14 protein-coding genes are annotated in these 13,517 nt (G+C 60.3%); all 14 read right to left on the reverse strand.

The features are described from left to right. Nucleotides 1–127: 127 nt before the first annotated feature. The 14 genes from glmU to mnmG all read right to left on the reverse strand — a co-directional run bounded on the left by glmU (nt 128) and on the right by mnmG (nt 13,114). Nucleotides 128–1,495 carry a bifunctional UDP-N-acetylglucosamine diphosphorylase/glucosamine-1-phosphate N-acetyltransferase GlmU gene (glmU, locus tag AC25MA_RS09645; RefSeq protein ID WP_197865893.1) on the reverse strand — a complete coding sequence of 456 codons (1,368 nt, stop codon included), beginning with the start codon at nt 1,493–1,495 and terminating at the stop codon, nt 128–130. Between the two features lie 122 nt (nt 1,496–1,617). Then, entirely contained in the window at nt 1,618–2,037 is a 420-nt protein-coding gene (locus AC25MA_RS09650; protein WP_028690018.1) for a F0F1 ATP synthase subunit epsilon, read from the reverse strand. Between the two features lie 44 nt (nt 2,038–2,081). After that, nucleotides 2,082–3,458, reverse strand: coding sequence for a F0F1 ATP synthase subunit beta (gene atpD / locus AC25MA_RS09655; RefSeq protein ID WP_028690019.1), 1,377 nt, complete (start codon nt 3,456–3,458; stop codon nt 2,082–2,084). Nucleotides 3,459–3,485: 27 nt separating this feature from the next. Next, nucleotides 3,486–4,346 (reverse strand): F0F1 ATP synthase subunit gamma, encoded by an 861-nt coding sequence (atpG, locus tag AC25MA_RS09660; protein WP_028690020.1) that lies wholly within the window; start codon nt 4,344–4,346, stop codon nt 3,486–3,488. A 48-nt stretch (nt 4,347–4,394) separates the two neighbouring features. Next, complete coding sequence (gene atpA, locus AC25MA_RS09665; RefSeq protein ID WP_028690021.1) at nt 4,395–5,939, reverse strand: F0F1 ATP synthase subunit alpha; 1,545 nt, start codon at nt 5,937–5,939, stop codon at nt 4,395–4,397. Between the two features lie 21 nt (nt 5,940–5,960). After that, nucleotides 5,961–6,497 (reverse strand): F0F1 ATP synthase subunit delta, encoded by a 537-nt coding sequence (locus tag AC25MA_RS09670; RefSeq protein WP_023628561.1) that lies wholly within the window; start codon nt 6,495–6,497, stop codon nt 5,961–5,963. 12 nt (nt 6,498–6,509) lie between these two features. Then, nucleotides 6,510–6,980 (reverse strand): F0F1 ATP synthase subunit B, encoded by a 471-nt coding sequence (locus AC25MA_RS09675; RefSeq protein ID WP_023383136.1) that lies wholly within the window; start codon nt 6,978–6,980, stop codon nt 6,510–6,512. Between the two features lie 57 nt (nt 6,981–7,037). Then, nucleotides 7,038–7,295 (reverse strand): F0F1 ATP synthase subunit C, encoded by a 258-nt coding sequence (gene atpE / locus AC25MA_RS09680; protein WP_003097235.1) that lies wholly within the window; start codon nt 7,293–7,295, stop codon nt 7,038–7,040. A gap of 144 nt (nt 7,296–7,439) precedes the next feature. Continuing rightward, nucleotides 7,440–8,309 (reverse strand): F0F1 ATP synthase subunit A, encoded by an 870-nt coding sequence (gene atpB, locus AC25MA_RS09685; RefSeq protein ID WP_028690022.1) that lies wholly within the window; start codon nt 8,307–8,309, stop codon nt 7,440–7,442. A 16-nt stretch (nt 8,310–8,325) separates the two neighbouring features. Then, nucleotides 8,326–8,733, reverse strand: coding sequence for a F0F1 ATP synthase subunit I (locus tag AC25MA_RS09690; protein ID WP_008092225.1), 408 nt, complete (start codon nt 8,731–8,733; stop codon nt 8,326–8,328). A gap of 149 nt (nt 8,734–8,882) precedes the next feature. After that, nucleotides 8,883–9,755, reverse strand: coding sequence for a ParB/RepB/Spo0J family partition protein (locus AC25MA_RS09695; RefSeq protein ID WP_028690023.1), 873 nt, complete (start codon nt 9,753–9,755; stop codon nt 8,883–8,885). A 9-nt stretch (nt 9,756–9,764) separates the two neighbouring features. Beyond that, on the reverse strand, nt 9,765–10,556 hold the full coding sequence (locus tag AC25MA_RS09700) for a ParA family protein (protein ID WP_028690024.1): 792 nt from the start codon (nt 10,554–10,556) through the stop codon (nt 9,765–9,767). Between the two features lie 18 nt (nt 10,557–10,574). Further along, the gene (gene rsmG / locus AC25MA_RS09705; RefSeq protein ID WP_062360051.1) at nt 10,575–11,225 is read right to left on the reverse strand and encodes a 16S rRNA (guanine(527)-N(7))-methyltransferase RsmG; all 651 of its coding nucleotides are present in this window, start codon (nt 11,223–11,225) and stop codon (nt 10,575–10,577) included. Next, the gene (gene mnmG, locus AC25MA_RS09710; RefSeq protein ID WP_062360049.1) at nt 11,222–13,114 is read right to left on the reverse strand and encodes a tRNA uridine-5-carboxymethylaminomethyl(34) synthesis enzyme MnmG; all 1,893 of its coding nucleotides are present in this window, start codon (nt 13,112–13,114) and stop codon (nt 11,222–11,224) included. The genes rsmG and mnmG overlap by 4 nt, the downstream gene beginning before the upstream one ends. Between the last annotated feature and the right edge of the window lie 403 nt (nt 13,115–13,517).

The following is a 13,517-nucleotide window of genomic DNA, read 5'->3' on the forward strand; positions in this document are numbered from 1 at the left end:
CCGCTGTGCTGTGGATAGTTTTCCCTGCCCTGACGCGGTCCCTGTAGGAGCGGCCTCTATACGACACCCAATAAAAAGCCGGCTTATTCACATAAGCCGGCTTTCGATTGAAAGTGCTGTGGATAACTCAGCTCTTCTTGAGCTTCTCCGGCCGCTTCCAGCCTTCGATGTTGCGCTGGCGCGCACGGGCAACGCCCAACTGCCCGGCTTCGACTGTCTGGGTGATGGTCGAGCCCGCGGCGGTAGTGGCTCCCGCCTGGATTTCCACAGGTGCCACCAGCGAGTTGTTGGAACCGATGAACACATCCTCGCCCATCACGGTGCGGAACTTGTTCGCGCCGTCGTAGTTGCAGGTGATGGTGCCGGCACCGATGTTAGTGCGGGCACCGATCTCGGCATCGCCCAGGTAGGTCAGGTGACCGGCCTTGGCGCCCTCGCCCAGGTGCGCGTTCTTCAGTTCGACAAAGTTACCCACATGGGCGCGGGCTTCCAGCACGCTGCCCGGACGCAGACGGGCGAACGGACCAGCATCGCTGCCCTCGCCCAGCACCGCGCCTTCAAGGTGGCTGTTGGCCTTGACCACCACGCCCTTGCGCAGGGTGCTGTCCTTGATCACGCAGTTGGGGCCGATCTGCACGTCATCCTCGATCACCACCTTGCCTTCGAGAATGACGTTAATGTCGATCAGCACATCGCGGCCAACCGTCACCTCACCACGCACATCGAAGCGCGCCGGATCGCGCAGCGTGACGCCCTGGGCCATCAAACGGCGGCCTTCACGCAGTTGATAGTGACGCTCAAGCTCCGCCAGTTGGCGGCGGTCGTTGGCGCCCTGCACTTCCATCGGATCTTGGGGCTGCTCGGTGGCGACCACCAGGCCATCGGCCACGGCCATGGCGATCACATCGGTAAGGTAGTACTCGCCCTGAGCGTTGTTATTGGACAACCGTCCCATCCAGTCTGCCAGCCGTGCGGCAGGCATGGCGAGGATGCCGGTGTTGCCTTCCTTGATCGCCTTCTGCGCTTCGCTGGCATCCTTGTGCTCGACGATCGCGGTCACGTTGCCCGCTGCGTCACGCACGATGCGCCCGTAACCGGTCGGATCCTGCAAGGTCACGGTGAGCAGCCCCAGCTGCTGCTCGCTGGCCTTGGCCAGCAGGCGCTGCAGGGTTTCCACCTCGATCAACGGCACATCCCCGTAGAGCACCAGCACGGTTTCGGCGGTGATCGCCGGCAACGCCTGGGCCACGGCATGGCCGGTACCCAGTTGCTTGTCCTGCATGACGAAGTTCAGATCGTCGGCGGCCAGGCGCTCACGGACCAGCTCGGCGCCATGGCCGATAACCACGTGAATACCTTTGGGCTGCAACTGGCGTGCGCTGTGGATAACGTGGCCGAGCATGGAGTTGCCGGCGACCGGGTGCAGGACCTTTGGCAGTGCAGAGCGCATGCGGGTGCCTTGGCCTGCGGCGAGAATGACGATATCGAGGGACATTGACTGGCTACCAATCCTGGGTGGTCAGGGACGTGACCGAAGGGGAATTTCAGAAAAAGAAAAAGGGTAGCCGAGGCTACCCTTTAACTCAATCGCAACAGCGGTAAGCGGCCAAGGCCGGTTTACTTGCCTTTGCGCAATTGCTGGACAGTACGCAGCTGAGCTGCAGCCTCGGCCAGACGTGCGGCAGCAGCGCCGTAGTCGAAGTCCGAGCCTTTAGTGTTCAGCGCGTTCTCGGCAGCCTTGAGGGCTTCCTGAGCCTGAGCTTCGTCCAGGTCGGCAGCGCGCTGCACGGTGTCGGCAAGAACCTTGACCATGTTCGGCTGCACTTCGAGGAAGCCACCGGAGATGTAGTACACCTCTTGAGTGCCACCCTGCTTGGTCAGCGTGATCGGACCAGGCTTGAGATTGGTGATCAGCGGCGCGTGGCCTGGAGCGATACCCAGATCGCCCAGGTTGCCGTGCGCTACTACCATCTCGACCAGGCCGGAGAAGATCTCTCCTTCCGCGCTGACGATATCGCAATGGACTGTCATAGCCATCTGCTTGCCTCAACCTGATTAGCGCCCCTTGCGGGGCGCCGGGATTACAGTTTCTTGGCTTTCTCGATCGCTTCGTCGATGCTGCCGACCATGTAGAACGCTTGTTCTGGCAGGTGGTCGTAGTCACCTTTGAGGATGCCGCTGAAGCCAGCGATGGTGTCCTTGAGCGAAACGTACTTGCCTGGCGAGCCGGTGAAGACTTCGGCCACGAAGAACGGCTGCGACAGGAAGCGCTGGATCTTACGAGCGCGGGCAACCAGTTGCTTGTCGGCTTCGGACAGTTCGTCCATACCCAGGATCGCGATGATGTCCTTCAGCTCTTTGTAGCGCTGCAGAACATACTGAACGCCACGAGCGGTCTCGTAGTGCTCGGTGCCGATCACGTTCGGGTCCAGCTGGCGCGAAGTCGAGTCCAGTGGGTCGACCGCTGGGTAGATACCCAGGGAAGCGATGTCACGGGACAGAACGACGGTGGCGTCCAAGTGGGCGAAGGTGGTCGCTGGCGACGGGTCGGTCAGGTCGTCCGCAGGTACGTATACGGCCTGTACGGAGGTGATCGAACCTTCTTTGGTCGAAGTGATACGCTCTTGCAGAACGCCCATCTCTTCGGCCAGGGTCGGCTGGTAACCTACTGCCGAAGGCATACGGCCCAGCAGTGCGGATACTTCGGTACCGGCCAGGGTGTAACGATAGATGTTGTCGACGAACAGCAGAACGTCGTTACCTTCGTCACGGAACTTCTCGGCCATGGTCAGGCCGGTCAGCGCTACGCGCAGACGGTTTCCTGGTGGCTCGTTCATCTGACCGTAGACCAGCGCTACCTTGTCGAGAACGTTGGAGTCCTTCATCTCGTGGTAGAAGTCGTTACCCTCACGAGTACGCTCACCCACACCAGCGAACACAGAGTAACCGCTGTGTTCCATGGCGATGTTACGGATCAGTTCCATCATGTTAACGGTCTTGCCGACGCCGGCACCACCGAACAGACCAACCTTACCACCCTTGGCGAACGGGCAGACCAGGTCGATAACCTTGATACCGGTTTCCAGCAGGTCGTTACCGCCCGCCTGGTCGGAGAACGAAGGCGCTGGCTGGTGAATACCGCGACGCTCTTCTTCGCCGATTGGGCCGGCTTCGTCGATCGGGTTGCCCAGGACGTCCATGATACGGCCCAGGGTTGCCTTGCCGACAGGTACCGAGATGGCAGCCTTGGTGTCGACGACATCCAGACCGCGCTTCAGACCTTCGGTCGAGCCCATCGCAATGGTACGAACCACGCCGTCGCCCAGCTGCTGCTGAACTTCCAGGGTGGTTTCCGCGCCTTGTACTTTCAGCGCGTTGTAAACACTCGGCACGGCATCACGTGGGAATTCCACGTCGATGACGGCGCCGATGATTTGAACGATACGTCCGCTACTCATAGCTGGATCCTCTGAATTTTTGAACCGTTAAACCGCGGCAGCGCCGCCGACGATTTCCGAGATCTCCTGGGTGATCGCAGCCTGACGCGCCTTGTTGTAGATCAACTGAAGCTCTTTGATCAAATCGCCGGCGTTGTCTGTGGCGTTCTTCATGGCGATCATCCGGGCCGCTTGTTCAGCAGCGTTGTTCTCGACCACCGCCTGGTAGACCTGCGACTCCACGTAACGCACCATCAAGCCGTCCAGCAGCTCTTTTGCGTCGGGTTCGTACAGGTAGTCCCAGTGGTGCTTGAGTTCCTGATCCGGGGTTGCCACCAACGGTACCAATTGCTCGACCGTCGGTTTTTGGGTCATGGTGTTGATGAACTTGTTCGAAACCACCGAGAGGCGATCGATGCGGCCGTCCAGGTAGGCGTCCAGCATCACCTTGACGGAGCCGATCAGATCATTGATCGATGGCTCTTCGCCCAGGTGGCTGATCGCGGCTACGACGTTGCCGCCAAAGATGCGGAAGAAAGTCGCACCCTTGCTGCCGATCACGCACAGGTCGATTTCAACGCCCTGTTCGCGGTTTTCGTTCATGTCCTTGACCAGGGCCTTGAACAGGTTGGTGTTCAAGCCACCGCACAGACCACGGTCACTGCTCACCACGATATAACCGGCGCGTTTTACAGGGCGCTCGATCATGAACGGGTGGCGATATTCCGGGTTGGCGTTGGCCAGATGACCGATCACCTGGCGGATACGCTCCGCGTAAGGACGGCTAGCAGCCATGCGCATTTGTGCCTTGCGCATTTTGCTGACCGCCACTTTCTCCATGGCGCTGGTAATTTTTTGCGTGCTTTTGATGCTCGCAATCTTACTGCGAATCTCTTTTGCGCCTGCCATGTATCACCTATCAGGTTAGCAAGCGGGGGCCGGAGCCCCCGCTGCGGCTTACCAGGTCTGGGTGGCCTTGAACTTCTCGATACCGGCTTTCATGCCAGCGTCGATTTCGTCGTTGAAGTCACCCTTCACGTTGATCTTCGCCATCAGTTCGGCGTGATCACGGTTGAAGTAGGCGATCAGAGCTTGCTCGAAGCTACCGACCTTGGCGACTTCTACGTCGGTCAGGAAACCACGCTCAGCGGCGTACAGCGACAGGGCCATGTCGGCGATCGACATTGGCGCGTACTGCTTCTGCTTCATCAGCTCGGTAACGCGCTGACCATGCTCCAGCTGCTTGCGGGTAGCCTCGTCCAGGTCCGAAGCGAACTGGGCGAAGGCCGCCAGTTCACGGTACTGGGCCAGGGCGGTACGGATACCACCGGACAGCTTCTTGATGATCTTGGTCTGGGCGGCACCACCAACACGGGATACCGACACACCGGCGTTAACGGCAGGACGGATGCCTGCGTTGAACATGGCCGATTCCAGGAAGATCTGACCGTCGGTGATCGAGATCACGTTGGTCGGAACGAACGCGGAAACGTCGCCAGCCTGGGTTTCGATGATCGGCAGGGCGGTCAGCGAGCCAGTCTTGCCGGTTACGGCACCGTTGGTGAACTTCTCGACGTACTCTTCGGAAACGCGCGATGCACGCTCCAGCAGACGGGAGTGGAGATAGAACACGTCGCCTGGGTACGCTTCACGTCCTGGTGGACGGCGCAGCAGCAGGGAGATCTGACGGTAGGCAACGGCCTGCTTGGACAGGTCATCGTAGACGATCAGCGCGTCTTCACCGCGGTCACGGAAGAACTCGCCCATGGTGCAGCCGGCGTACGGGGCCAGGAACTGCAGTGCGGCGGATTCCGAGGCGCTGGCAACGACCACAATGGTGTTGGCCAGGGCGCCAGCTTCTTCCAGCTTGCGAACGATGTTGGCAACGGTGGAACGCTTCTGGCCGACTGCAACATAAACACAGAAAATACCGGAGTCTTTCTGGTTGATGATGGCGTCGATGGCCATGGCGGTCTTGCCGATCTGACGGTCACCGATGATCAGCTCGCGCTGGCCACGGCCGACAGGGATCATGGCGTCGACGGACTTGTAGCCAGTCTGTACAGGCTGGTCTACCGACTTACGCCAGATCACGCCTGGAGCTACTTTCTCGACCGCGTCGGTCTGGGTGTTGCCCAGAGGACCTTTGCCGTCGATCGGGTTACCCAGTGCGTCGACGACGCGACCCAGCAGTTCCTTACCAACCGGAACTTCCAGGATGCGGCCGGTGCACTTGGCGCTCATGCCTTCGGCGAGGGTGTCATAGGCACCCAGGACCACTGCACCTACGGAGTCTTGCTCCAGGTTCAGGGCCATGCCGAATACGCTGCCCGGGAACTCGATCATTTCGCCGTACATGACGTCGGCCAGACCGTGGATCCGCACGATGCCGTCGGAAACCGAAACGACGGTACCTTCGTTACGGGCTTGGGAGCCAACATCGAGGTTGTCGATGCGGCCCTTGATGATTTCACTAATTTCGGAAGGATTGAGTTGCTGCATTGCTCTGCTGCCCCTTCAAACTCAAGATTTCAAGGCTTCGGCCAGTTTCGCGATCTTGCCGCGAACCGAACCGTCGATTACCAGGTCGCCAGCGCGGATGACGACGCCGCCGATCAGGCTGGCATCCTCCGACGCGTGCAGGCGCACTTCCTGGCCTAACCGTGCACTGAGAACCTTGGCGAGTTTGTCTTGCTGTTCTTGGTTCAACGCAAAAGCACTGGTGACTTCCACGTCCACGGATTTCTCTTGCTCGGCCTTGTACAGGTCGAACAGAGTCGAAATCTCCGGCAGAAGCAGGAGACGTTCGTTTTCCGCGGCAACATGAATGAAATTCTGTGCCTTGGCGTCAAACTTGTCACCGCACACTTCAATGAATGCGGCGGCCTTTTCTGCGCTAGTCAGTTGCGGGGCCTTGAGCAGGCGCTGCATGGTGTCGTCTTGCGACACCGCAGCAGCCAGGCCGAGCATGGCTGACCAATTGGCCAGTTGCTGATGGGCCTGGGCATGCTCGAAGGCAGCCTTAGCGTAAGGTCGGGCCAACGTGGTCAGTTCTGCCATGATCGCCCTCGCTTAAATTTCAGCGGCCAGTTTGTTAACCAGCTCCGCATGCGCGTTTTGATCGATTGTGGCGCCAAGGATCTTTTCAGCACCGCCAACGGCCAGGGCACCCACTTGGGCACGCAGGGCGTCTTTGACGCTGTTCAGTTCCTGTTCGATCTCGGCTTGAGCCTGAGCCTTCACACGGTCAGCTTCGACGCGAGCCTGTTCACGGGCTTCCTCGACAAGCTGAGCAGCGCGTTTCTTGCTTTGCTCAATGATTTCGGCTGCCTGTGCCTTCGCTTCACGCAGTTGCTGACCCGCTTTCTCTTGGGCCAGCTCCAGGTCGCGAGCTGCGCGGTTGGCAGCGTCCAAGCCGTCGGCAATCTTCTTTTGGCGCTCTTGCAGGGCAGTGATGACCGGAGGCCATACGTACTTCATGCAGAAGAGTACAAAAATCAGAAAAGCAACGGATTGGCCAATCAGGGTTGCATTAATGTTCACGCCAACACCTCGCTCGGTCTTTGTCCATCACACCAATCAACTCGTAGGAACGAGTGATTAGCCGGCGATCTGACCAACGAAGGGGTTCGCGAAGGTGAAGAACAGAGCGATACCAACACCGATCATGGTTACGGCGTCGAGCAGACCGGCAACGATGAACATTTTGACCTGCAGCATCGGAACCATTTCTGGCTGGCGAGCAGCGCCTTCCAGGAACTTGCCGCCCAGCAGGCCGAAACCAATGGCGGTACCCAGAGCACCCAGGCCGATCAGCAGAGCAACAGCGATAGCGGTCAGACCAACTACAGTTTCCATCTTTCCTCCCGACTTTTACGTCGTATTGGTTAGGTTTTTAGTTTGAAGCGGTAAAACAAATCGTTTGGTACAGCATGCCCTTGCGGACTTTTTAAGCCCTCCCCCCAAACGGGCGGGGAAGGCTATCAGACACGCCAGGCGGTCTTAATGGTTATCTTCGTGAGCCATCGACAGGTAAACGATGGTCAGCATCATGAAGATGAAAGCTTGCAGGGTGATGATCAGGATGTGGAACACGGCCCACGCCCACTGCAGCACCACGCCCAGGCCGCTGAGCCAGAGGATGCCGGCGCCGAACATCACCGCGATCAGGATGAACACCAGTTCGCCGGCGTACATGTTGCCGAACAGACGCAGGGCCAGCGAGATCGGCTTGGCGATCAGGGTGACGAATTCAAGCAGGAAGTTCACCGGGATCAGCAGGATCTGCACGAAGATATTCTTGCTGCCGAACGGGTGCAGGGTGAGCTCGCCGAGGAAGCCGCCCAGGCCCTTGACCTTGATGCTGTAGAAGATGATCAGGGCGAACACGCAGAAGGCCATGGCCAGGGTCGCGTTCGGGTCGGTGGTCGAAACCGCGCGGAACGGAATGTGCGGATCACCGGAGATCAGGATGGCCAGCTGAGGAATCCAGTCGACCGGTACCAGGTCGATGGCGTTCATCAGGAAGACCCAGACGAAAATGGTCAGCGCCAGCGGAGCAATCACCGGGCTACGGCCGTGGAAGGAATCCTTCACGCTGCCGTTGACGAAGTCCACCAGCACTTCCACGAAGTTCTGCAGACCGCTCGGCTGGCCGGAAGTCGCCTTCTTGGCCGCCATGCGGAAGATGAACAGGAAGATCAGACCCAGCGCAACGGACCAGCCGAGGGTGTCCACGTGGAACGCCCAGAAGCCCATTGCCTTGGCTTCTGCAGCCGAATGGGCGAAGCCCCAGCTGCCGTCTGGTAGTTGACCGTAGGTCAGGTTCTGCAAGTGGTGCTGGATATAGCCCGAAGCGGTTTCTGCTGCCATGGTTGCCTCAAACGCCCTAAGGTCTCGAAAGTCTTTTATTCATCAGCAGGGGCGCGAACCAGCTGACCAAAAGGGTCAGCACGAAGACGCCGAATACTGCCAACGGCGCCAATGGCTTCACTCCTGCGAAGGTCAGTGCAAACAGCACTGCCGTCAAAATCATCTTGCCTGCCTCGCCCGCGTAAAACGACTTGACGATGGCCTGCGCCGCCCGGGCTCCGCTGAAGCGAAAAGCCTTCCAGGCGAAATACACATTGGGCAGCCAGGCAATCAATCCTCCGCAGAGGCCTGAATATCCACTGACCGCCCCTTTCCACTGCCACAACACCAAGGTTGCCAGCAGCAGGACGACAAATTGAGCCAGCAGTACCGGAAAAACCGCCCAGCGATGGAAAGGCAGGCGGTTTGGCGTGCGTATTTCCATCACAACTGCTCCTCGAAAGTCGACCGCCTAGTCAGCAATGACTTGGCATAATTTGTGCCGACAAAATGCGCGCAGAGTATAGGGGTGGATTAACCCCTATTCAACTCTTCGGTAGTGATTTCCGACTGCGCGCTACAACAGGAATTGTTTCAGCGGATGTGAGCAAGCACGCCTTGCAACTCGTCAAGGGAGTTGTAGCGAATAACCAACTGGCCTTTGCCCTTGTTGCCGTGGCGAATTTGTACCGCCGAGCCCAGGCGCTCTGCCAGACGCTGTTCAAGACGGGCGATATCCGGATCAGGTTTGCTGGCCTCGACCGGCTCAGGTTTGCCATTGAGCCACTGGCGCACCAGTGCCTCGGTCTGGCGCACGGTGAGCCCGCGTGCGACAACATGACGCGCCCCTTCTTCCTGACGATCCTCCTCGAGGCCGAGCAAGGCGCGGGCGTGGCCCATCTCCAGGTCGCCGTGGGCGAGCATGGTCTTGATGGCCTCGGGCAGCGAGATCAGGCGCAGCAGGTTGGCCACGGTCACCCGCGACTTGCCGACGGCATCGGCCACCTGCTGCTGGGTCAGCTCGAACTCCTGCTGCAGGCGCTGCAGGGCCAGGGCTTCCTCCAGCGGGTTGAGGTCCTCGCGCTGGATGTTCTCGATCAGCGCCATGGCGATGGCGGCTTCGTCGGGCACTTCGCGGACCATGGCCGGCACGGTGTCCAGGCCGGCCTGCTGGGTGGCGCGCCAGCGGCGCTCACCGGCGATGATCTCGTAGCGGTTGTCGCCGATCGGGCGCACCACGATCGGTTGCATGACGCCGTGGGTGCGGATCGAGTGCGCCAGTTCCTCCAGCGCCTCGGGATCCATGTCGCGGCGCGGCTGGTACTTGCCGCGCTGGATCAGCTCGACCGGCAGCTGTTGCAGTTCATTCTGGTCGATCTTCACTGCCTGCGCTTCGAGCGCGCTGACGGAAGGACCACTGAGCAGTGCATCCAACCCACGTCCGAGACCGCGTTTCTTGATGGCCATGCGGATTCCTTAAGTTGTTTGTGCAGTGCGTGATGGACGGCGCTGACGGCGGACCAGTTCCCCGGCCAGCGCCAGATAGGCGAGCGCGCCGCGGGATTGCTTGTCGTAGGCCAGGGCCGGCATGCCGAAGCTCGGCGCCTCGGCCAGGCGGATGTTGCGTGGAATCACCGTGTCGTACAGCTGATCGCCGAAGTGCTCCTTGAGCTGCGCCGAAACATCGTTGTTCAGGCTCAGGCGCGGATCGTACATGGTCCGCAGCAGGCCTTCGATCTTCAGCTCCGGGTTCAGCCGGGCGGCGATGCGCTTGATGTTATCCACAAGGTCGCTGAGACCTTCCAGCGCGTAGTACTCGCACTGCATGGGGATGATCACGCCATCGGAGGCGACCAGGGCGTTGAGCGTCAGCATCGACAGCGACGGCGGGCAGTCGATGAGGATGTAGTCGTAGTTCTCGCGGATCGGCGCCAGCGCGTTGCGCAGGCGGCTCTCCTTCATCTGCATCTCGAGCAGCACGACTTCCGCGGCGGTGAGGTCGCGGTTGGCCGGCAGCAACTGGAAGTTGCCGTGCTCGGAATAGTGCATGGCCTGGGCCAGGTCGCATTCCCCGATCAGCAGGTCGTACACCGAGTGCTCGAGCTCGTGTTTATCCACACCGCTGCCCATGGTGGCGTTGCCCTGTGGATCGAGGTCGATCAGCAGCACGCGACGCTTGGTCGCGGCCAGCGATGCGGCGAGATTGATGCAGGTGGTGGTCTTGCCCACGCCACCCTTCTGGTTCGCGATTGCGAATACCTTAGCCATTGTTGCGTGTGTTCCCAGTCATGCCTTGCGGCGCAGTATCAGCAGATGGCGCTGGCCCTGGCAACCTGGAACGGTCAGGGCCTGCTCGCTTTCCACTGTGAAGTCTGCGGGCAATGCTACCAGTTCGTCGGCAGGATGCAGCCCCTTCATTGCAAGCCATTGCGTGCGGGCGTCACCCAGGTGGCGGGTCCAGTTGGTGAAATTCTCCATGCTGCTGAAGGCCCGGGAAATGATCCCGCAGAACGGCTGCTCGGGCTGGACCTCTTCCACCCGGCTGTGGATAACCGTGAGGTTGTCCAGTTTCAGTTCCATCTTCACCTGGGTCAGGAAGCGGGTCTTCTTGCCGTTGCTGTCCAGCACCGTTACCTGCTTGTGCGGATGCAGGATGGCCAGCGGAATGCCCGGCATGCCGCCGCCGCTGCCGACATCCAGCCAGCGCTGGGTGTCATTGTGGATAAACGGCATGACGCTCAGGCTGTCGAGCAGGTGGCGCGAGACCATCTCGTCCGGGTCGCGCACGGCGGTCAGGTTGTAGGCCTTGTTCCATTTGATCAACAGGGCCAGGTAGCCCAGCAGCGACTCGTGCTGCTGCGCGCTCAGCTCGACACCGAGCTGGCGCGCACCTGTGGACAACTCTTCGGCGTGTTGCGGGGTGACCAGGGAACTCAAGCGCTTTGCTCCAATTCGCGGCCTGCGCCGCGTTTTTTCAAGTGAATCAGCAACAGGGAAATCGCCGCCGGGGTGACGCCCGGAATGCGCGACGCCTGGCCCAGGGTCTGCGGGCGGGTCTGCCCGAGCTTGCCCTGGATCTCCTTGGACAGGCCGGAAATCGTGGTGTAGTCGATATCCACAGGCAGGCGCGTGTCTTCGCTGGCGCGCAGACGGGCGATCTCTTCCTGTTGGCGGTCGATGTAGCCGGCGTACTTGGTCTTGATCTCGACCTGTTCGGCGACCTGTGGATCGATCACTTCACCGCCGGTCGCCTCGATCAAGCCAGCGTAGTCGACTTCCGGACGGGCGAGCAGGTTGAGCAGGCTGTATTCGTGGGCCAGCGGCGTGCCGAACTTATCCACAATGGCCTGGCCCTGCGGCGTGCCCGGGCGGACCCAGGTGCTCTTCAGGCGTTGTTCCTCGCGCTCGATGCCTTCGCGCTTGGCGCAGAACGCGGCCCAGCGCTGGTCGTCGACCAGGCCCAGCTCGCGGCCTTTCTCGGTCAGGCGCAGGTCTGCGTTGTCTTCGCGCAGGATCAGCCGGTATTCGGCGCGCGAGGTGAACATGCGGTACGGCTCCTGGGTCCCCAGGGTGATCAGGTCGTCGACCAGCACACCGATGTAGGCTTCGTCGCGGCGCGGGCACCAGCTTTCACGGCCCTGGGCACGCAGCGCGGCGTTGGTCCCGGCCAGCAGGCCCTGGGCGCCGGCCTCTTCGTAACCGGTGGTGCCATTGATCTGGCCGGCGAAGAACAGGCCGCCGATGACCTTGGTCTCGAGGCTGTACTTCAAGTCGCGCGGGTCGAAGTAGTCGTACTCGATGGCATAGCCCGGGCGGACGATGTGGGCGTTTTCCATGCCGCGGATCGAGCGAACGATGTCCAGCTGCACGTCGAACGGCAGCGAGGTGGAAATACCGTTGGGATACAGCTCGTGGGTGGTCAGGCCTTCCGGCTCGATGAACACCTGGTGGCTTTCCTTGTCGGCGAAGCGATGGATCTTGTCCTCGATCGACGGGCAGTAGCGCGGGCCGATGCCTTCGATCACGCCGGAGTACATCGGCGAACGGTCGAGGTTCGAGGCGATGATCTCGTGGGTACGGGCATTGGTGTGGGTAATCCAGCAACTGACCTGGCGCGGATGCATGTCGGCATTGCCCATGAACGACATTACCGGGATCGGCGTGTCGCCCGGCTGCTCGGTCATCACCGAGAAGTCCACCGAACGGCCATCGATGCGCGGCGGTGTACCGGTCTTCAGGCGACCGACGCGCAGCGGCAGTTCACGCATGCGCTGGGCCAGGGCGTTGGCGGGCGGATCACCGGCACGGCCACCGGAGTAGTTCTGCAGACCGATGTGGATAAGTCCGCCGAGGAAGGTGCCGCTGGTCAGGACCACGGAGTCGGCGAAAAAGCGCAGACCCATTTGCGTGACCACGCCCTTGACCTGGTCCTGCTCGACGATCAGGTCATCGCACGACTGCTGGAATATCCACAGGTTCGGCTGGTTTTCCAGGATTTCGCGCACCACCGCCTTGTAGATGGCGCGGTCGGCCTGCGCACGGGTGGCGCGCACGGCCGGCCCCTTGCGGTTGTTCAGGATGCGGAACTGGATGCCGCTCTTGTCGGTGGCCAACGCCATGGCGCCGCCGAGCGCATCGATTTCCTTGACCAGGTGGCTCTTGCCGATGCCGCCGATGGCCGGGTTGCAACTCATGTGACCGAGGGTTTCCACGTTGTGGGTCAGCAGCAGGGTTTTCACACCCATGCGTGCGGACGCAAGCGCAGCCTCGGTACCGGCATGGCCGCCGCCGATGACGATCACTTCAAAACGGGAAGGGAAATCCACCACGCACCTCGTGCCTGTTTTTGCGAATAGAGAAGGTAAGCGGACAAGTATAGGGACTTACCGCCCTTCAAAGAAACCTTCTGAGCAAAAAATGAGCAGGCTGTGGATGAGTGGCAGGTAAAAGAAAACAAAAAGGAAAAATTTAAAAAAGCTTTGTTTTTATGTTTATGTTTAGGCACCTATCCACATGTGGATAAGTTACCTAAGCCCTTTCACTGCGTGGCTTTGCCGGAATCATAACCCTGTGGTGTAGTAGGCTTGGGGGTTCTGGATAACGGCGTGTAACCTGTGGATTAAAGTGTCGATTACCCACAGGCGGGTTTGTCCTCAGAAAAAAAGGCCAGTTATCAACGGAGCTGATGGCGAGTTTTCCACAGAGCTCCTGGGCCTGAAATCTCATCTG

It is taken from the genome of Pseudomonas sp. P65(2024), assembly GCF_057480955.1.